The following is an 18,418-nucleotide window of genomic DNA, read 5'->3' as shown; positions in this document are numbered from 1 at the left end:
CTTATCACCCCGTGATGTACACAATAAGGCAGGAACCATGATGGATTACCAGACAGCGATCCGCGGCGCATTTTTTGATATAGCCCAGGTCAGCGACAGCGCAGACGCGATTGCCCGGCACGCGCGCTATCTTGAGGACGGGGTGCTGTTTATACAGAACGGAAAAATTCTGGCGCACATGGCGTGGCAGGAAGGCGAGCAGTATCTTGACCCTCACAAAGGCTATACCGACCTGCGCGGCAAGCTGCTGCTGCCCGGTTTTGTCGACACTCACGTCCATTACCCGCAAACGGAGATGATCGGCGCCTTTGGCGAGCAGCTGCTGGAGTGGCTGACCACCTACACCTTTCCGGTGGAGAGCCAGTTTGCCGATGAAGCCTACGCGAAAGAGATCGCCGAATTTTTCATTCAGCAACTGGTGAGCAACGGCACCACCACCGCGCTGGTGTTTTGCACGCTGCATCCGGAATCGGTCGAGGCGCTGTTTACCGAAGCCCTGCGCCTGAACATGCGTCTTATCGCCGGCAAGGTGATGATGGACAGACACGCGCCGGACTACCTGAACGAAGACGCGAAGCAGAGCTACCGGCAGACGCGGGCGCTGATCCAGCGCTGGCACCACCGGGGGCGGCTGGGCTATGCCATTACGCCGCGCTTTGCCCCGACGTCATCCCCCGAGCTGCTCGCCGCGGTCAGCCTGCTCAGAGAGGAGTTCCCGGATACCTGGCTGCAGACCCACCTGAGCGAAAACCCCAACGAAGTGGCCTGGGTTAGCGACCTCTGGCCGGAGCATGAGCGCTATCTGGACGTGTATCACCACTACGGCCTGACCGGCGAGCGCAGCGTGTTTGCCCACGCGATTCATCTACACCACAGCGAGTGGCAGTGCCTGCATGACACCGGTTCGGCGGTGGCGTTTTGCCCCACCTCGAACCTGTTTCTCGGCAGCGGGCTGTTTCGCCTGCCCGCCTGCTGGCAGCACGGGGTGCGGATGGGCATCGGCACCGACGTCGGTGCGGGCACTACCTTCAGCATGCTGCGCACCCTGGGGGAAGCCTACAAGGTGGGGCAGCTCCAGAGCTACCGCCTGCGCGCCAGCGAGGCGTTTTACCACGCCACGCTGGGCGGCGCGCACGCCCTCAGGCTCGACGATAGGATTGGCAACTTCGCGCCCGGCAAAGAGGCGGATTTCGTGGTGATCGACCCCGACGTGACGCCGCTGCAGCGCCTGCGCAACCGCCGCTGCAAGGATATTTACGAGCAGCTTTTTGTGCTGATGACCCTGGGCGACGAGCGCAACATCAGCGAGACCTGGGTCAACGGCGAGCGGGTATGGTCAACTGCCCCGGTAGGTTGACCACCCGCCGGGCGCAATCACAAACGGCAGATGGAAGTGCTCGTCTGCCGTTTCTCCCGTCACAAAATCAATTTGCGCGCAGGGGTAGAGCGTGTCGCGACCGGTGTCGCGAAACCACGCGCCGATCTCCGCCACCAGCCGGTAACGGCCTGCGGGCAGAGAGGGAACGAATACGGGGATACGCCCCTGCGCGTTGGTCACGCCCGTGGCGAGCGTCTTCCCCTCCTGCTGGAGATAAACCGTTACGCCCTGCGCCGGTTTGCCCGTCGAGATATCCAGAATATGCGTGCTTAACGTACTCATTCGCTAATAACTCCTTCCAGCCGTAGCAGCGTAATTTCCCGCAGCTGTTCCAGCGCGGCACGGACTTCCTGCGCGTCGCTGTTCTCCAGCCGCGCGTGCAATGCCCGTAAAATGTCTTCACCGCTGCGGCCCTTCGCGCGGATCAGAAAGACCCGTCCAAAGCGGGCTTCATAGCGGGCATTGCCCTCGCGCAGCGCCTGGGCAAGAGCGGCATCGCGGTCATTCACCGCGCTCTGTTCCTCACGCGACAGCGCCGCCTCCGCCTGTGAGCCCGCGGGCTTTTCCCCGATGCGCGGATGCGCGCTCAGGGCTTGCGCGAGCGCCGCGTCGTCCCAGGCTTGCGTCAGCGATTTCGCCGTACTGAACAATTCGTCCCGGTTGGCGTAGGGCCGCCCCAGAGCCAGCGCGTCGGCCCAGCCGGGGAGCGCCACGCAAGGGTGAATCAGCGATAACGCCTTTTCGTGGGGAAGATGATTGAACTCGTGCAGTGCGATCATAGCGTCTCCTTTATTGTCATCCTCCAGGCTCTTGCACAAACCACGCCATTCTAAGCGCAGGTGTGAAACAGTCGATTCCGTATAACTCAACAGGAAATTTTTGATTCATAAAAAGGCACGCTCACCGCGTTTGCGCACCTTAGCAGTGCAAATGCCCCTCCCACAACGCCGTTTTCCCCGCTCTGCAGCCTGGTACGCAAATTGCTGAATGTTTTTTACACCCTGCAAAAGGAGAGAAGCATGAGAGCAATCGTCATTGGCGCGGGTATTGGCGGCCTGAGCGCCGCCGTCGCGCTGAAGAAAGCGGGCATCGACTGTACCGTATTTGAAGCCGTAAAAGAGATCAGGCCCGTCGGGGCGGCCATCTCCATCTGGCCTAACGGCGTGAAATGCATGCAGCACCTCGGCATGGGCGACATTATCGAGACCTACGGCGGGCCGATGCGCTTTATGGCCTACAAGGATTACCGGCGCGGCGAGACACTGACCCGCTTTAGCCTTGCGCCGCTGGTTGAGCGTACCGGCGGGCGACCCTGCCCCGTTTCGCGCGCTGAACTCCAGCGCGAAATGCTGGACTTCTGGGGGCGCGACAGGGTGCAGTTCGGCAAGCGTGTGGAACACGTTCATGAAGACGACGCGGGCGTGAGCGTGACCTTCACCGACGGCACCATGGCAGCCGGCGATTTTCTGATTGCCGCCGACGGCAGCCACTCGGCGGTTCGCCCTTACGTGCTGGGCTACGCTCCGGAGCGCCGCTACGCCGGGTACGTGAACTGGAACGGGCTGGTGAAGATTGACGAAGAGATCGCCCCGGCGCACCAGTGGACCACCTTCGTTGGCGAAGGCAAACGCGTGTCGCTGATGCCCGTCTCCGGCGGTCGTTTCTACTTCTTTTTTGACGTGCCGCTGCCCGCGGGCCTGGAAGAGGATCGCACCACCCTGCGCGCCGACCTCACGGGCTACTTCCGCGGGTGGGCGCCGCCGGTGCAAAAGCTTATCGCGGCGCTCGACCCCGAGACTACCAACCGCATTGAAATCCACGACATTGAGCCGTTCGACAGCCTGGTGCGCGGCAACGTCGCGCTGCTCGGCGACGCCGCGCACAGCACCACGCCGGATATCGGCCAGGGCGGCTGTGCCGCCATGGAGGATGCCGTGGTGCTCGGGGAATGCCTGCGTGAAAACCACAGCATTACGCTGGCGCTGCGGCAGTACGAAGCGCTGCGCTGCGACCGGGTGCGCGACCTGGTGCTAAAGGCGCGTAAGCGCTGCGACGTCACCCACGGCAAAGACATGGCGCTGACGGAAGCCTGGTATCAGGAACTCAAAGAGGAGACCGGCGAGCGCATCATCAACGGTCTGTGCGACACCATTCAGGGCGGCCCGCTAGGCTGAACGAGGGATAACGATGAAAAGAGAACCGACTCCACCCGCCCACTGCACGTTTGAGCCAGAGGACTGGCTGCGCCTGGCGAAATGCTGGCATCCGGTCGCGCGCGCCTGCGACATCGGCCCGGCACCGGTCAAGGCGACCCTGCTGGACGAACAGCTGGTGATTTACCGGATCCACGACCAGGTCGTGGTCGCCCGGGACGTCTGCCCGCACCGCGGCGTGCCGCTGACGCTCGGCTTTCACGACGAGCACGGCATTATCTGCCCCTATCATGGCTTACGCTTCGGGGAGGACGGGCGCTGCAACCGCATTCCGTCCAGCCCCGACCAGCCCGTTCCGGCGAAGCTGAACCTGATTAACTATGCCGTGGAAGAGCGCTTCGGCCTGATCTGGACCTGCCTGGCGTTTGATGCGGAAAACCCCGCCCCGCTGCCCACCATGCCGCACTGGGATGACGACGGATTTCAGCAGATCAACTGCCCGGCGTTTGAGGTGAATGGCTTTGCCGGGCGTCAGGTGGAAGGGTTTCTCGACGTGGCGCACTTCGCCTGGATCCACACCGATACCTTTGCAGATCCGGATAACCCGATCGTGCCGACCTACCAGCCGCAGGAGACGCCGTTCGGCTTCGTGGCGGATTACTGGAGCTCGGTGAGCAACTACCCCGCCAGCTCGGACGTGCAGGCGCCAGAAGGGTTTCAGTGGTTACGCCACTTTGAAATGCACCTGCCGTTTACCGCCACCCTGACGATTCATTTTCCCGGTGAATCCCGGCTGGCAATTATGAACGCCGCGTCGCCCGTTTCATCACGCGTGACCCGCATGTTTGCCCCTATCGCCCGCAATTTTGACCTGCATATTCCGGTGGAGGATGTACATGCCTTTAACCTGCGCATCTTTGAAGAGGACCGCCTGATGGTCGAAACCCAGCGCCCGGAAAACCTGCCGTTGGATCTCACCCTGGAAGCCCATATCCCGGCGGATAAAAGTTCGATTGCCTACCGCCGGGGGCTGAAGAAGATGGGCTTTGGCGAGTTTTTCCTGGTATGACGGAGGCCGATATGCTGAGCGTAATTGTTGACGGGCTGTGGCGCGAGGGCGATAAATCCCTCGCCGTCAGGCTGGTGGCTGAAGGCGGCGAAGCGCTGCCGGCGTGGCAGCCCGGCGCGCACGTTGACGTGCACCTGCCCTGCGGGGTTATTCGCCAGTACTCCCTGACCGGGGCTTGCGAAGATGAGGGCTATCTTATCTGCGTGGGCCGGGAAACCGCCTCGCGCGGCGGGTCGCGCTACGTGCACGAGACGCTGCGTCCCGGGCAGAAGCTGATGATTTCCGCCCCGCGCAACCTGTTTCCGCTTCGTCAGGCCGAACGGGTTTTGCTGCTGGCGGCGGGGATTGGCATTACGCCGCTGTATGCGATGGCCCTGCAGCTCAAGGCCGCCGGAACGCCGTTTACGCTGCACTACTACGTCAGAAGCCGCGAAAGTGCGGCGTTTGCCCGCGCGCTTTCCGGGTGCGACGACTGCGTCATCCATACCGACAGCCCGCGCACCGCGCTGGCAGAACATCTCCCGGTGGCGCAGGCGGGGCTTCACGCCTGGGTCTGCGGACCCGCAGGATTTATGGAAAAAGTGCGTGAAGTCGCCACGGCGAAGGGTTGGGATGACGACCATATCCACAGCGAGGCGTTTCAGCCCGCAGCCCCTGCCGCAGGCGGTGAATCCGGCGAGATCTTTACGGTCAAGCTGGCCTCCACCGGGGAGCGCTGGCCTGTGCCTGCCGATAAAACCATCGCCCAGGTGCTGCAGGAACACGGCGTGGAAGTTCCCCTCTCCTGCGAGATGGGGATCTGCGGGGCCTGCCTGACGCCAGTGATCGACGGCGTGGTGGATCACCGGGACAGCGTGCAGTCGGAGGCGGAAAAAAGCGCGACGGCGCAGCAGGTGGCGCTGTGCTGCTCGCGGAGCCATTCGGGGGAGCTGGTGATCGGGCTGTAAACCACCTGCACAGTCTTTCTTGCCGGGTGGTGCTGCGCTTACCCGGCCTACATTGCGCAGCCTTTTCAATTGGATGCACGTTTTATTGTAGGCCTGTGCAAGCGTAGCGCCGCCGGGCGACACTCACAAATCGCACTTTGCCAGCCCGTAAACGGGCTCGCTATCCTGCCACGCGTACTCAATATGACTGGCCTGCTCGCGCGCCAGTGCCCCATCGCCCTGTAATCGCGCCGCCAGGGTAAAGGCGAAATCAAACACGTTGCCCAGCCCGCGGCCGCTTAGCAGATTGCCGTCCTCCACCACGTCGGCATCGACGTAAATGCCATCGCTGACCGTTTTCCACAAATCGCCGGAACAGACATAGCGGCGCCCCTTGAGCAGTCCGTTACCGCCCAGCACGCGGGCGGCGGCGGAGCAAATCGGGCAGATATATTTGCCCGCGTCATCATGGCGGCGAACGAAGGCAATCACCTCCGCGCTTTTCGCCAGGTTGGCGCTGCCTTCCGGGCCGCCCGGCAGCACCACGGCGTCAAAGGTCCGATCGAGGCTGGCTTTCAGGGTGCTATCCGCCACCATTGAGATGGCGTGATAGCTCACCACTTCGCGACCCTCGCCGCAGGCAATCGTCTGCACCGCAATATTCAGGCGACGCAGGATATCGATGGTGACGATCGCTTCCCCCTCTTCAAAACCGGGGGCTAATAACACGGCTACGCTTTTCATCTTGCTCTCCATGGCTTCGGGGTTACCAGTACGGGTGCCAAATCTGTCGCAGCCGCGCCAGCAGCTCCAGATAGAAATAGTCCCCCCAGCTACAGCACTGATCGACGCCCTTACCGCTGCCCATATGGTAAACCGAGTGCTGCAGCAGCCCTTCGGTCGGATCGTCGTCGTAAGCAAGGTAGTTATCGGTCAGCGACTGCGCAATACGCAGCGCCATCTCCTCATAATACGCGCGGTTTACGTCGAGCGTCGGCAGCGCCTTGACCAGCTCCAGCAGGCCGCAGGCGGCAATCGCCGCCGCTGAACTGTCGCGCACGGCGTCGGTACCGAGCAGGGCCAGATCCCAGTGGCAGACGTCATCTTCCGGCAGGCGGTTGAGGAAGTAATGCGCCAGGCTGCGCGACAGCTCAACCATCTGCTTATCGCCGGTGTGCTGATAGCTGAGCAGGAAGCCGTAAATGCCCCACGCCTGACCGCGCGACCAGCACGAGGAATCGCTGTAGCCCTGATGGGTGTTGCCAAAGCGCGGCTCGCCCGTCTGCACGTCCATATACCAGGTGTGGTACGTCGAGGCATCCTCACGCACGATATAGTTCGCTGCCTGCCCGGCGTGAGCCGTCGCCGCCTGCGCATAGCGCGGATCCCCGGTCTGTTCGCTGGCCCAGTACAGCAGCGGCAGGTTCATATTGCAGTCGATGATCATTCGCCCCTGCTGCTCCGGGTCGTTTAAGTCACCCCACGCCTGAATAATGTTGGCCGTCGGGTTAAAGCGCTCCATCAGGCGATCGGCAGCCAGCAGCGCCGACCGGCGAGCGGCTTCGTTGCCGGTGAGCCGCCAGGCGCTGATACAGGAGAGCGAATAGAGGAACCCGAGATCGTGCGTTGCGGTGTCGATACGCTGCTCAATGCGCCGGGCGAACGACGGTAAATAGCGCTCGGCGGCTTCGCGATAGTGCGCTTTGCCGGTCATCTCCCACGCCAGCCACAGCTGGCCAGGCCAAAAGCTGGTGGTCCACTCCACGTTATCGGTGCGCGGCCAAACGCCCTTCTCGCAGGCTTCGCCGGGGAACTTATCGCCGAAGGCGACAATATTGTTGTCGAGCTTGCGCGTTACGCGGGTCAGCGCCGCCTCCAGCTTCTGGCTCAGCGCCAGGCGATCGACCTGATGCAGTTCGATCGGCCGCAGCGCTTCGGTGATAACAGATTTGGTCATAACAACTCCTGAATTAATGTTTGGCCGGTTCAACCGGGGCGGTATCTAAAGCCGGAGCAAAGGGTCGTGAAACATCGCGCGTCGACTGGCAGCGCGACAGCGTAAAGGCGGAAATCAGCGTAAATATCAGGGCGCAGCAGCCCATCAGCAGATAGGTATGCTCAAAGCCTATCCTGTCGTACAGGTAGCCGGCTGGCGGAGCGACCACAATTGAGCCAACGTAAATCATCGCCTGGTAGCCCAGCAGGTACATCGTGGCATTAACCCGACGATGGAAATGTTCGGCGATGTATTTGAAGACCGAAATCAGCAGCAGCGCGATCTCGACGCCATAAAACGGTTTGATGATGGAGATAACAATCGGGTCGCTGGTCAGTCCGGAGGCGATCAGCCTTGCCCCTACCACGCAGCCACAGAACAGCAGGCCCCGCTTGGCGCCGTAGTGGTTCACCAGCCACGGGATAAACATCATCATCACGAACTCCATCCCCGACTGGACGGTGCTCAGGTAGCCGTACCAGGCATTCCCCTGCTCTTTGGTGGCGAAGAACGACACGAAGTAGCGCGGGAACTGCTGTTCGGCGATAAACATCATCCACGCCACCCCGGCGACGTAGAGGCTGAACATCCAGAATTTGCGGTTTTTCAGCAGCATCAGCACATCGGCAAAGACGATCTTATTGGCGGAAATAACGCTGTTATTGCGCAGCTGCTCGTCGCCGATTTTGAGGCTCATCAGCACCAGCAGCATCAGCACCGAGGTACCGCTGCTGAGCAGAAAGTTGGCCAGCGGCGTGAAGTTAAACAACAGCCCGGAGACCGAGGCCGCCATCGCCCAGCCCAGCGAACCCCACATTCTGATGCGGCCAAACTCCAGCCCGTACAGGCGGCTAAAGCGGTCGGCGTAGGATTCAGACGCCGCCACGCCGGCGTACCAGCCCAGGCTCAGATACAGCGCGCCGATGATAATCCCCGCCATCGCATGGCTTTGCAGCAGCGGCTGGTACACCAGCGCGAAGAACGGCGCCATCAGCGCAGAAATGGCGCAGACAAAATAGAGCAGCCACTTGCTCATGCCGATTTTGTCCATGATGTAGCCGTACACCGGCTTCAGGACCACCGCGAAGACGCCGTTGATGGCGAACACGCTGCCGATGGTGACGCTGTCGAGCCCCACTTTCTGGCTCAGCCACAGGGCGTACAGGCCAAAGCTGGATGACCAGGTGAAGAAGTAAAGAAAAATAAAGGTACTCATTTTGTACTGCGCGGCGCGTACGGACGATGATGTGCTCATAGGGATGCCTCCGGGGCCAGAACGAGCGTCGTTTCCTGTCGCGCCGTCACGAAGCGTACCGCGTCATCGCTCCTGAAGGCCTGCGGGCAGCATTGCGGATCGAAGTCGGCGGCGTTTCCCGCCCACACCGCGCTTATCAGCAAATGCGTGCCGGGGTCGAGCTCGCCGCGCAACAGCGGCACCGCTGCGCGATCGGCGAACAGCAGATTACTGTTTGGCGGCGTCAACACCGTCTCGCCGCGGCGGGCGTGCGGATGTAAACAGAAGATGGCCGAGACGTCCTGAGCACTGCGTAACCAGCAGGCGCCGTCACTCTCGTGTGCCTGCGGCTGCGGGCGGTTTGCCAGGCTAAAGCCCCCCTCCGCGCAGTCCAGCGCGCGCCGGGTATTGATGCGATGGACGCGCAGCTGCCAGTCGCCCAGCGCCAGCAGCCAGCTATCAATCACCACGTCACGCCACGGCAGCCAGCGGCTGTAAATGGTGCCGTCAGCGGTGACCACGCGCTGGCATTCGCGGCGGCCGCGCCAGTAGTTGTCCTTTTCGGCCAGCAGCAGCATCGAATCGGGCGCAGCATGGTTCAGGCCGTAGCGCCCGCGTTCAATGGTGAAGCCAAAGCGGGTGGAATAGGCAAACTTGCAGTATTTCGCTTCGGTATTCACAAAGTTGTTCAGCTCCAGCTGGCCGGAAGTCAGCATCCACAGGTGATCGGCCTGATGCACCACCACCTGATCCGCGTGGGCTATCGTGTGCTGCGCGGGCAGCGGTGGCAGCGGCAGCTCAGCCGCCTGCCAGAAGGCATCACCCTCATCTAATGCCAGCACCAGCAGGGTCTTCAGGCCCCAGTACGGCGAACCCGGCGCGTTGTAGTCTTCCGCCATCGCCAGATTGGGGTAGCTGTAGCCAACGCTCAGCACGCCGTCGCGGTCGAATATCGGCTGCTTCAGCCACCAGCGCAGATGGCGCAAAACGATGCCCTTGATCACGCCGGGAGAAAAGACCTCCAGCCCGGCGAAGGCCGCCGCGCTCCAGAACGCAGCTTCGGCAAAGCGGTAGGTCAGGCTACGGCCAAACGGGATCGCCGCGCCGTCTTCGGCAAAGAAATGGATGAAGTCAGAGGAGAAACGCGCGGCCCGGTGACGCAGCGTTGCGCAACGCGTTGGATCGACATCGACCATGAGCTTCGCGTAAATCAGGCCATAGAAATGGAAGCCCATCGAGATGTAATAGTCGCGCGGCCGGCCCGGGCCATCGGAATACCAGCCGTCGCCAAGATAGTAGTGCTCCATGGCAGCAAAATGGTCTTCCAGCGCCTGTTGGTTGGTGGGCATGCCGCAATAATGGAAGCCGACCTGAACCAGAATCGGAAAGAAGTGCCAGTTGTTATCGGGGATCTCCTGGGTCTCGCACTGCTTTAGCCAGCGCCATAAATTCGCTTTTTCCGCCTCAGTGAAGTGTGCCAGTACGGTTTCGCCCGCCAGCGCCAGCAGCAGCCCGTAGGCCGCCATCTCGACGATTCGCTGATCGTAGGGCGCGACGTCACCCCAGTAATCGGCGTGCTGCGGATTAGTGCCGTTTTTTATCGCCTGTAAGTAGAAAGTGAAGCGTTGCGGCTCACTGCCGCCGGCCAACAGCGGCGTCACGCCCCACAGCAGGCGGGAAAAGGTTTCCATACTCGCGACCTGCTGGCCGTAGTGAGCGGTAAAGTTCGCTAAATCAATGCGGCTGGCGTCATTTTTAAAATAAGGCGCCACCGCGTTCAGCATGTCGTTGACCAGCCGTTGCACCTCTTCCCGGCTTTTCAGTGGGTTATCAAGCTTAATGTTTTCAGGTTGCACAGGGTCCTCCCGCATTACACGAGGGTAGAGATAAGTTATTGTTATTAGGCTTTTTTAAAGCCACGCGTGCGACGTCTGAATGAAGAGTAACTGCTTTTATTCCCGGCGCTGAGTGAGCAGACTCACAAAATTAAACCGCCATTTCATTTTCTCTGGATTTTGTCGATGGGGAGGGGGATAAATTACAAATGATGGCCTAAAAATTTAAATCTGTTGTCCTGGAGGCAAAATGGGTGAAACGCAGCTGCTGGAACGCATTACGCTCGATCGACAGGCCATTTCTTTTAACCGCATGTATACCACCAGCGCGATTTACTACCACTGGCATCAATGCGTTGAATTGCTCTATATTTCCAGCGGCTACGGCATCGTGGTGGTGGATAATCAGCACTACACCGCCCGTCCGGGGCGATTATTTATCTTCCCGCCCTTCCGTTTGCACAAAGTGCAGGTCGATCATAGCGATAAAAACCCCTATCACCGCACCACCATGCACATTGAGCAATCGGTCGTCGAAAGTGCGCTCAGCGCCTTCCCGCGCCATCAGGCCCGGTTCGCCGCGCTGGCCGCCAGCAATCTGCCGGCGCAAATCTACGATCTCAGCGAGCACGCGGCGTTTATCGAGAGGATCCTTGAACAGTTTCAGCGCCTGGAGGGCAACGAACAGACCGTAGCCTGCGAGGTGGCATTTCTGGTGATGCAGCTCATGACGTTTCTGCCCGAGCAGCCGCAGCCCTACCCGCCGCGCCAGCAGACCGTCGCCTCGCGGATTATGAGCTGGGTCGAAGCCCACTATGCCAGCAAGTTTTCGCTCGACCAGCTAGCCCACGACCTGGGGCTTTCGCGCAGCTATACCTCACGAATTTTCCGCCAGCAGACCGGCGGTAGCATCCACGAATATTTGCTGACCCGGCGGATAAAAAGCAGCTGCGATCTCTTGCGGTACAGCGATGAGAGTATTGACGCCATTGCGCTGGCCGTCGGGTTTAGCGAGGTAACCTATTTCATTACCTGCTTTAAAAAGATGATGCGCCAGACGCCGCTGCAGTATCGGCGAAGTCACCTCAGCGTCAGAACGTCCTTTTCCCGTATTTGAACGTCATTAACAGATCGAAAGGGGTTTTCTGCGCATAAAAAAACCCAGGTCGTATAACGACCTGGGTTTCGAATTTGGCGGAAGCGTAGAGATTCGAACTCTAGAACCCTTTCGGGTCGCCGGTTTTCAAGACCGGTGCCTTCAACCGCTCGGCCACGCTTCCAAAGTGAGGCGCACTATAAACATCTATTAGCGCCTTGTAAAGCAGGAATTTTTCTATTTTAACCCACAGGCGTTTGACTGCGCAAAAAGTCACCCGGTCGCTTCCCCGGCCCGCGCATCTGACTCTTGTACATACCGTAACACAGCAACGCTCATCCTTTTAAATCGCTCTGGTATAGAATGCCCAAAAAAATAAACGGCCATTTGTTGTGTAATTGTTATAAACCTGATTACCCACAGATTGTAGAAATTACTGCCATGTAGTCTTACTGGTTGATGATGAAAATCAAAAATACGCTTTGCTTACATATCCTGATGGCGACCCTGGCCATATTGTTTCTCTGTGTTCATCCGTTAGTGTCGAGCTTCAACCCGCCGCTCACCTTCCAGCCGCTGATTAAATCAATGGCGGGCACGCCTAAAGAACAGGCGGAAAAAATTGCTACCATTTCTCATGCCCTGGAAGGGAATGCTATTTTCTTTATTGGCGCCTCCGAGGTTGCGACCTCAGAAGATGAACATTACGCAGTCTATAATTACTTTAATGAGCAATTGCATAAACCCGTTGTGGCTTATGGCGATGCGTTTGTTGATGACGAAACGCAATTTTTACTGTTCTCACGTTTTAAAAATAGCCTTACCGCAAACAGTAAAGTTGTTTTACTTCTGGCGCCCGACAGTTTTTATTCAAAAGGTCTCCCCCCTGCTATCTATGCAGATAATTTCCCGGGCTCTGTGTTTAATCCTCTAATGAAGGATCCGCAGGCGCGCCCGTTACTGGTTAATTATTTAAAACATATTGATGCGAAAGAGATTAGCCATTTAACCTTTGGTCAAATGCGCGTCTTTGGCTGGCACCCCGGTCTGATGTGGGACGAACTGAGTTTCCAGTTTGCCAACGTCTGCACCCTGATCAAAAACGACTGGCTGGCCCTGCTCCACGTGACGCCCGAGGCGGTACGGCCGTGGCCGCAGCAGCCAACAGCCCACATTGCGCCTGACTGGGATAAAGAGCTGGCGAACGCGCGCGCGTTAAATAAAAAACGCCAGCAGAGCGCGGCCACCCTGTGGATGGACAAAACGATTTACGAAGAGGACGGTAAGCCGCAGCAGTGGGATGACACGCCGGTGGTACCTGCGCAAATCGCCGCGTTCCGGAAAACCGTCCAGCTGCTGAAAGATCGTCACGTACAGGTCATTGCTATCGTCGACCCGGTCAACCCCTGGGCGCTTTACAATACCGATACCTTCCGCCCGGTGGATAAGCAAATTAAAACCATTCTGGAAGAGAGCCAGATCCCTTATTTAGATATGTACGCAATGCCTTATCAGAATGGCTGGAACTGGGATCGTCTGCACCCTTCCGAACTGGCCTGGGTTCCTATGATTCGCTTTATTGCACAGAGCTTTAAATAATGAAAATTGCGATCCGTCTTTTTTTCCTTTATCTCCTGCTGGCGATCACCATCGTCGCGTGGACCTCTGTCGATGTCAGCATGAGCATGCAGCTGCATTTTGAATATCAAAAGTTCTGAGGCCGAATGATGTACAGCTCAGGCATGTTTTTTGTCTATTTATTTTCATCCGCTCTGGCGTTTGCGCTGGTTAATCGCGTATTGCGCCATCGCCTGACCGGACTGTCAGCGCTGTCGGTACTCACGGCGGTCGGCTGGGGCTATATATTTCAGGGGGACTATATTGTCCCCGCGGCCGTTTTTATCACCTTTTATATGCTCGCGACCTTTAAAGAGAAAGGCTGGTTAAAAACCTGGCAGGCAATCATTTTAACGCTGCTGCCCTTATTTTTAGTGAAGCTGCATTTAAATAACCACTGGGGAATGATCGGCCTCTCATTTATGACGTTCCGCGCGGTGGACGTATTGCTCTATCGCAGTAAAAAAGAGGGGCAGAATTTCCTGCACTATTTCTGCTATCTGTTTATGCCCTTTATTATCCTGGCCGGTCCCATGTACCGCTGGCGGACATGGATGAGCGACGTCAGCAAGCCCGTATTTTCTCTTAACCGCGAGCAGTTTTTGGTGGCGCTAGAGCAGATCGTTACCGGCATTATCCAGAAGTTCCTGTTTGCCATGCTTGTCGATACGTTCGTTGTGCAACCGTGGAGCCACAAGCCGTTTACGCTGACCGTCGGCGTGGTGATGTCGATTGCCTATAGCGCCTACCTCTACTTTGATTTTGCGGGTTACAGCAATATGGCCATCGGTGCAGGCCGCTTATTCGGCCTGAACATTCCGGCAAACTTCAATATGCCGCTTCTGGCAAAGAACCCGCAGGATTTCTGGCGCCGCTTCCACATCAGCCTGTCTGAATGGCTGCGCGATGTGGTCTTTATGCCGGTGTACATGAACCTGATGAAGTTCAACTTTTTCCGCCAGAACAAAACGCTGGCGCAAAATATCGGTATTTTTTGCACCCTGTTCTGCATGGGCGCGTGGAATGGCCTGGAGCGCCATTACGTCATCAGCGGCGCGCTGTTCGGCGCGATTTCCGTCGCGCATAACATGCTGCTGTGGTCAGCCAAACGCAGCCCGACGTTACACCGTGGATTGCAGTATCCGGCTGTCGCATTTTTGGGGCGAATTCTGACGCTGGGAAGCGCCGCGGGCTCCCTTTACATCTTCAGTGGAATGTCACCTCTATGAAAAATCACTCCGATCTTCAGGAACTGCAGGATTTCTTGCGTGCGGCATTATGCGACCCGGCCTGCCCGCAGCAGTTGGCCATCAGCGGCAGCGACGACGCCTTAAGCTGGCTACAGCTTTCTGCTGCCGTGACGGACTGGGCGCAGCGCTATCGGCGTTGCCAGCCTGCTGCAGGTACGCCGGTTGTATTGTATGGACACCAGCAGGCCGAGTTCGCCGTGGCGATTTATAGCTGTCTGCTGCACAACATTCCATACATCCCGGTGGACTGCATTTACCCGCAGGAGCGCCTTCGCGAGATCTGCCATCTGGCCAGTGCCCCTTACTATTACGACGTCGCGACCCGGCAGTTCATCGCCACCGGCGAAGCGGGCAAGGTGCTTGAGGAGCAGGATCTGGCCTACATCATGTTTACCTCAGGCAGCACCGGCAAGCCTAAAGGCGTGCAGATTGGGCGTGAAAGCGTTTGGCACTTTATGAAATGGGTCAGCCGGGACTTTTCACTGCCGGAAAAACCGGTGCTGATGAACCACGCGGTGTTCAGTTTTGATCTTTCCCTTATCCCTTTACTGGCGAACCTGGCGATGGGTGGACACATCGTGCTGAACGCCAAAGAGGATATTCATAAAGAGAACTGGCTGGCGCGACTGAAGGCCAACGCGGTCTCCGCCTGGGTTTCTACCCCCTCTTTTGCTTACCAGCAGCTGCTTTCCCCGCAGTTCAACAGTGAGTATTTGCCTGCGCTCAACGTCTTTATCTTCATTGGTGAAGTGCTCAATAAGGCGCTGGTTAAACAGTTACGCCGCCGTTTCCCACAGGCCAAAATCATTAACTCCTATGGCCCAACGGAAGCGACTGTCGCGACAACCGTGGTTGAGATAACGGATGAGATCCTCAACAGCGACAGCGCCGTGCTGCCGGTGGGGGTCATGATGCCCGAAAGCAAAATGGAAATTTCTCCCGAGGGCGAGCTGATTATCTGGGGTAAAAACGTCATGCGCGGCTACCTCGGCCTGCCGCAGGAGAAAGCGGAAAAATTACTCCGTCGGGAAAATGAAGCGTTTCGCGGCTACCGGACCGGCGACCTGGGGTATGACGCAGGGCTCATCTATTGCCAGGGGCGCAACGATAGTCAGGTCAAGCTGAATGGCTACCGTATTGAAATCAACGAGATTGAAAACCGCCTGCTGGCCATGTCCGGCATCAGCGAAGCGGTGGTTCTGCCGCTGATGAAATCCTGCGGCAGCGTGCTGCGCATTGCCGCGTTTTGCGTGACGGAGCTGCCACCGGATGCGATTAAAACCTCGCTGTCGAAGGTGGTTCCGCACTACATGGTGCCTTCACAAATTATCGTAAAAGACGCTTTGCCGCTGAATCCTAACGGCAAAATTGACCGCAAGCTGCTGGACGCTTACGCCCGCACAAATTAATGACCCCAGGAAAAATTATGGAACAAGAAATTCTCGCCCTGTTCGAAAAAGTGTTATCCCGTAAGGTGGGCTTTCACGATGAACTGATTGAATCCGATATTCTCGACTCCATCCTGGCAGTCGATATGGTGCTGGAAGTGCAGGACGTTTATGGCTGTATGATCCCACCAACCGACGTGGCGACGGTGCTGAAAACCCCGGCGGACCTGGCCCGCTATATCGAAGAAAACCGCTAACCCGGCAGGCTCTGGAGGTATGCTCCAGAGCCCGTTTCATATCTATTGCCCAAATTACCTGCAAGCCTCCTGCCGTTGTCCAGCCATAATCCGGGTACAAAAAGTTATCTAAAGCACCATAATTGACAGGTGCTTAACCCTTTTGTCAGGAATTCATTATGCCGCCACGTACCGCCAGCGACCTCTATTCAGAAATGAAAAATATGTCCGTTGAAGAGCGGATCCGCTTCTTCTCCCTTTCGCTGGCGGAAATACACCGCGAACTGCAGGAAAGCATCAGCCAGATAGAGTCGATGAAGCAGGCGCTGGAAGAGAGTGAAGAGTACCATCGCCAGCTGGTTGAGACCGCACAGGACGCGGTGATCACCATCGATCACGCTGGGATCGTCGTGAACTGGAACCAGGCAGCAGAACGCATGTTCGGCTGGTCAGCCGAAGAAGCGACAGGCAACAGTCTTGGCGATATGATCGTGCCCGAGGAATTTCGCGAGCAGCACGCGCGCGGCCTGATGCGCTTTAAGGCCGCCCAGCCGTCGAATATTCTCAACCGCACTATCGAGATCGCTGCGCTACATCGCACCAAGGGCGAGTTCCCTATTGAGCTGTCGATATGGCCGCACCAGCAAGCGGGTAAGCAAATCTTTTCGGCATTCATCCGCGATATTACCGATCGCAAACAGCGTGAACATATCGCCTGGCTGCACGCCAACTTTGATGCCCTGACCGGGTTACCGAACCGGAGATTATTCGTTAACCGTCTTGAGCAGGCCATCACACAGGCTATCGCTAGCGACCGGGAAGTGGCGCTGCTGTTTATCGACCTCGACCGGTTTAAACCGGTGAACGATCTCCACGGCCATGCCGTCGGTGATGAATTGCTGCGGCTCGTCGCATTTCGTCTGCAAAGCGTACTGCGCGAAGGCGACACGGTTGCCCGCCTCGGCGGCGATGAGTTTGTCGCCCTGCTCCCCGATTTAACGACCAGCGATCCATTACCCCTGCAAACGGCGGAAAAGGTCAGCGCTGCACTGGCACAGTCATTTTTGATTAACGAGCTTGTGATTGCCATCTCCGGCAGTATCGGCATCGCACGCTTTCCTCATGACGCTGCCGATGCCGATACGTTGCTCAATAGCGCTGACAAGGCGATGTATACGCGTAAGCGGTCATCGCCGGGGGAACGCTGACGGGGTTGAGGAATGCCTTTAACCAAAATGAAACCAACCGCTTTAACTATTTCACCTACACTTTAGGGGTACTGTCGGTACGGGAAATAGAAAAAAGTCAACTTAATTAAGGCATTAATGATTCGCTGCGCGGTCAGCCGGCGATCGTTTTGTCTTTAACAGAGGAGTCTGCGGTATGGCATTCGTAACAACGAAAGACGGCGTCAACATTTACTACAAAGACTGGGGCCCTAAAGAGGCTCAGCCTATTGTCTTCCACCACGGCTGGCCGCTGAGTGCCGATGACTGGGATAACCAGATGCTCTTCTTCCTTGCGGAAGGCTATCGCGTTATCGCTATCGATCGCCGCGGTCATGGACGTTCGGATCAGGTGAGCGAAGGGCATGATATGGATCACTATGCGTCCGATGCGTCGGCCGTTGTTGAAAGCCTGGACTTACGCAATGCGGTGCACGTCGGCCACTCCACCGGCGGCGGCCAGGTCGCCCGCTACGTAGCCAGGTACGGCCAGCCGCAGGGGCGCGTCGCCAAAGCGGTGCTCGTGAGTTCCGTCCCGCCTCTGATGGTAAAAACGGACGCTAACCCCGGCGGAACGCCCGTCGAGGTTTTCGACGGCTTCCGCAAAGCGCTGGCGGCTAACCGCGCCCAGTTTTACCTCGACGTCGCCAGCGGTCCTTTCTACGGGTTTAATCGGGATGGGGCAGACGTTTCGCAGGGTACGATCCAGAACTGGTGGCGTCAGGGAATGATCGGCAGCGCCAAGGCCCACTATGAGGGGATCAAGGCGTTTTCAGAAACCGACCAGACTGAAGATTTGAAAACCATCACGATTCCCGTTCTGGTGATGCAGGGCGACGACGATCAGGTCGTGCCGTATAAGAACGCCGCCCTTCTGCAGGACAAACTGCTGGCGAACAGCGTACTGAAAATTTATCCGGGCTTCCCACACGGGATGCATACCACCCATGCGGATACCATTAACGCCGACATTCTGGCCTTTATCCGCTCATAGACGTTACGTTCAACGCCACC

Annotated in this window: 17 protein-coding genes and 1 tRNA gene; 11 read left to right on the top strand and 7 right to left on the bottom strand. The window is 58.0% G+C overall.

The annotated features are described in order from the left end of the window. The first annotated feature begins 40 nt into the window (after nt 1-40). A complete protein-coding gene (guaD, locus tag ACWHWP_RS08145; protein ID WP_447855379.1) occupies nt 41-1,357 on the top strand; it encodes a guanine deaminase in 1,317 nt (438 codons plus the stop codon). On the opposite strand, the gene uraH is transcribed toward guaD, so the two are convergent. Both uraH and uraD read right to left on the bottom strand, forming a co-directional pair. Further along, the gene (gene uraH, locus ACWHWP_RS08140) at nt 1,337-1,660 is read right to left on the bottom strand and encodes a hydroxyisourate hydrolase (protein WP_447855378.1); all 324 of its coding nucleotides are present in this window, start codon (nt 1,658-1,660) and stop codon (nt 1,337-1,339) included. The genes guaD and uraH overlap by 21 nt on opposite strands. Beyond that, a complete protein-coding gene (gene uraD / locus ACWHWP_RS08135) occupies nt 1,657-2,157 on the bottom strand; it encodes a 2-oxo-4-hydroxy-4-carboxy-5-ureidoimidazoline decarboxylase (protein WP_447855377.1) in 501 nt (166 codons plus the stop codon). The genes uraH and uraD overlap by 4 nt, the downstream gene beginning before the upstream one ends. 240 nt (nt 2,158-2,397) lie before the next feature. Here uraD and hpxO point away from each other — a divergent pair, with 240 nt between their 5' ends. Genes hpxO through ACWHWP_RS08120 form a run of 3 tightly spaced genes read left to right on the top strand, consistent with a single transcriptional unit; the run spans nt 2,398 to nt 5,547 of the window. After that, complete coding sequence (gene hpxO, locus ACWHWP_RS08130) at nt 2,398-3,552, top strand: FAD-dependent urate hydroxylase HpxO (protein WP_447855376.1); 1,155 nt, start codon at nt 2,398-2,400, stop codon at nt 3,550-3,552. 13 nt (nt 3,553-3,565) lie between these two features. Beyond that, nucleotides 3,566-4,600, top strand: coding sequence for a molybdenum cofactor-independent xanthine hydroxylase subunit HpxD (gene hpxD / locus ACWHWP_RS08125; RefSeq protein WP_447855375.1), 1,035 nt, complete (start codon nt 3,566-3,568; stop codon nt 4,598-4,600). Nucleotides 4,601-4,611: 11 nt separating this feature from the next. Beyond that, entirely contained in the window at nt 4,612-5,547 is a 936-nt protein-coding gene (locus tag ACWHWP_RS08120) for a PDR/VanB family oxidoreductase (RefSeq protein WP_447855374.1), read from the top strand. A 123-nt stretch (nt 5,548-5,670) separates the two neighbouring features. On the opposite strand, the gene ACWHWP_RS08115 is transcribed toward ACWHWP_RS08120, so the two are convergent. The 4 genes from ACWHWP_RS08115 to ACWHWP_RS08100 are packed head-to-tail and all read right to left on the bottom strand — an operon-like array spanning nt 5,671 to nt 10,612. Further along, entirely contained in the window at nt 5,671-6,270 is a 600-nt protein-coding gene (locus ACWHWP_RS08115) for a DJ-1/PfpI family protein (protein ID WP_447855373.1), read from the bottom strand. Between the two features lie 22 nt (nt 6,271-6,292). Continuing rightward, the gene (locus ACWHWP_RS08110; RefSeq protein ID WP_059311109.1) at nt 6,293-7,483 is read right to left on the bottom strand and encodes a glycoside hydrolase family 88 protein; all 1,191 of its coding nucleotides are present in this window, start codon (nt 7,481-7,483) and stop codon (nt 6,293-6,295) included. Between the two features lie 13 nt (nt 7,484-7,496). After that, complete coding sequence (locus ACWHWP_RS08105; RefSeq protein WP_059311110.1) at nt 7,497-8,777, bottom strand: oligosaccharide MFS transporter; 1,281 nt, start codon at nt 8,775-8,777, stop codon at nt 7,497-7,499. Next, nucleotides 8,774-10,612 carry a DUF2264 domain-containing protein gene (locus ACWHWP_RS08100; protein WP_059311111.1) on the bottom strand — a complete coding sequence of 613 codons (1,839 nt, stop codon included), beginning with the start codon at nt 10,610-10,612 and terminating at the stop codon, nt 8,774-8,776. Before ACWHWP_RS08100 ends, ACWHWP_RS08105 begins: the two co-directional genes overlap by 4 nt. Before the next feature lie 229 nt (nt 10,613-10,841). Here ACWHWP_RS08100 and ACWHWP_RS08095 point away from each other — a divergent pair, with 229 nt between their 5' ends. Next, nucleotides 10,842-11,708, top strand: coding sequence for an AraC family transcriptional regulator (locus tag ACWHWP_RS08095; RefSeq protein WP_063431248.1), 867 nt, complete (start codon nt 10,842-10,844; stop codon nt 11,706-11,708). Nucleotides 11,709-11,783: 75 nt separating this feature from the next. Here ACWHWP_RS08095 and ACWHWP_RS08090 read toward each other — a convergent pair. Next, a tRNA-Ser gene (locus ACWHWP_RS08090) sits at nt 11,784-11,871 on the bottom strand. A 278-nt stretch (nt 11,872-12,149) separates the two neighbouring features. Here ACWHWP_RS08090 and ACWHWP_RS08085 point away from each other — a divergent pair. The 6 genes from ACWHWP_RS08085 to ACWHWP_RS08060 all read left to right on the top strand — a co-directional run bounded on the left by ACWHWP_RS08085 (nt 12,150) and on the right by ACWHWP_RS08060 (nt 18,398). Continuing rightward, nucleotides 12,150-13,286: a D-alanyl-lipoteichoic acid biosynthesis protein DltD gene (locus ACWHWP_RS08085; RefSeq protein ID WP_447856644.1), complete on the top strand. Its 1,137-nt coding sequence runs from the start codon at nt 12,150-12,152 to the stop codon at nt 13,284-13,286. Between the two features lie 128 nt (nt 13,287-13,414). Then, nucleotides 13,415-14,533, top strand: a complete 1,119-nt coding sequence (locus ACWHWP_RS08080; RefSeq protein ID WP_447856642.1) for an MBOAT family O-acyltransferase — start codon at nt 13,415-13,417, stop codon at nt 14,531-14,533. Continuing rightward, nucleotides 14,530-15,963, top strand: coding sequence for an AMP-binding protein (locus ACWHWP_RS08075; RefSeq protein WP_447855372.1), 1,434 nt, complete (start codon nt 14,530-14,532; stop codon nt 15,961-15,963). The genes ACWHWP_RS08080 and ACWHWP_RS08075 overlap by 4 nt, the downstream gene beginning before the upstream one ends. 17 nt (nt 15,964-15,980) lie before the next feature. Then, nucleotides 15,981-16,199 (top strand): acyl carrier protein, encoded by a 219-nt coding sequence (locus ACWHWP_RS08070; RefSeq protein ID WP_008499867.1) that lies wholly within the window; start codon nt 15,981-15,983, stop codon nt 16,197-16,199. Between the two features lie 158 nt (nt 16,200-16,357). Further along, complete coding sequence (locus ACWHWP_RS08065) at nt 16,358-17,386, top strand: diguanylate cyclase domain-containing protein (RefSeq protein WP_059311116.1); 1,029 nt, start codon at nt 16,358-16,360, stop codon at nt 17,384-17,386. 175 nt (nt 17,387-17,561) lie between these two features. Continuing rightward, nucleotides 17,562-18,398, top strand: a complete 837-nt coding sequence (locus ACWHWP_RS08060) for an alpha/beta fold hydrolase (protein ID WP_059311117.1) — start codon at nt 17,562-17,564, stop codon at nt 18,396-18,398. Nucleotides 18,399-18,418 lie beyond the last annotated feature (20 nt).

It is taken from the genome of Enterobacter sp. WI-ESBL-E8 (assembly GCF_053364895.1).
The sequence above is the reverse complement of the archived record's forward strand: the minus strand, read 5'-3'. Positions and strand labels throughout refer to the sequence as shown.

Excerpts from the sequence above, each read along its gene's own strand:
- ACWHWP_RS08110 (WP_059311109.1), bottom strand. The coding sequence starts at position 7,483 with ATGACCAAATCTGTTATCACCGAAGCGCTGCGGCCGATCGAACTGCAT.
- ACWHWP_RS08095 (WP_063431248.1), top strand. The coding sequence starts at position 10,842 with ATGGGTGAAACGCAGCTGCTGGAACGCATTACGCTCGATCGACAGGCC.
- hpxD (WP_447855375.1), top strand. The coding sequence starts at position 3,566 with ATGAAAAGAGAACCGACTCCACCCGCCCACTGCACGTTTGAGCCAGAG.
- ACWHWP_RS08085 (WP_447856644.1), top strand. The coding sequence starts at position 12,150 with ATGAAAATCAAAAATACGCTTTGCTTACATATCCTGATGGCGACCCTG.
- uraH (WP_447855378.1), bottom strand. The coding sequence starts at position 1,660 with ATGAGTACGTTAAGCACGCATATTCTGGATATCTCGACGGGCAAACCG.
- ACWHWP_RS08080 (WP_447856642.1), top strand. The coding sequence starts at position 13,415 with ATGTACAGCTCAGGCATGTTTTTTGTCTATTTATTTTCATCCGCTCTG.
- ACWHWP_RS08075 (WP_447855372.1), top strand. The coding sequence starts at position 14,530 with ATGAAAAATCACTCCGATCTTCAGGAACTGCAGGATTTCTTGCGTGCG.
- ACWHWP_RS08120 (WP_447855374.1), top strand. The coding sequence starts at position 4,612 with ATGCTGAGCGTAATTGTTGACGGGCTGTGGCGCGAGGGCGATAAATCC.
- hpxO (WP_447855376.1), top strand. The coding sequence starts at position 2,398 with ATGAGAGCAATCGTCATTGGCGCGGGTATTGGCGGCCTGAGCGCCGCC.
- ACWHWP_RS08060 (WP_059311117.1), top strand. The coding sequence starts at position 17,562 with ATGGCATTCGTAACAACGAAAGACGGCGTCAACATTTACTACAAAGAC.
- ACWHWP_RS08065 (WP_059311116.1), top strand. The coding sequence starts at position 16,358 with ATGCCGCCACGTACCGCCAGCGACCTCTATTCAGAAATGAAAAATATG.
- ACWHWP_RS08070 (WP_008499867.1), top strand. The coding sequence starts at position 15,981 with ATGGAACAAGAAATTCTCGCCCTGTTCGAAAAAGTGTTATCCCGTAAG.
- guaD (WP_447855379.1), top strand. The coding sequence starts at position 41 with ATGGATTACCAGACAGCGATCCGCGGCGCATTTTTTGATATAGCCCAG.
- ACWHWP_RS08105 (WP_059311110.1), bottom strand. The coding sequence starts at position 8,777 with ATGAGCACATCATCGTCCGTACGCGCCGCGCAGTACAAAATGAGTACC.
- ACWHWP_RS08115 (WP_447855373.1), bottom strand. The coding sequence starts at position 6,270 with ATGAAAAGCGTAGCCGTGTTATTAGCCCCCGGTTTTGAAGAGGGGGAA.
- uraD (WP_447855377.1), bottom strand. The coding sequence starts at position 2,157 with ATGATCGCACTGCACGAGTTCAATCATCTTCCCCACGAAAAGGCGTTA.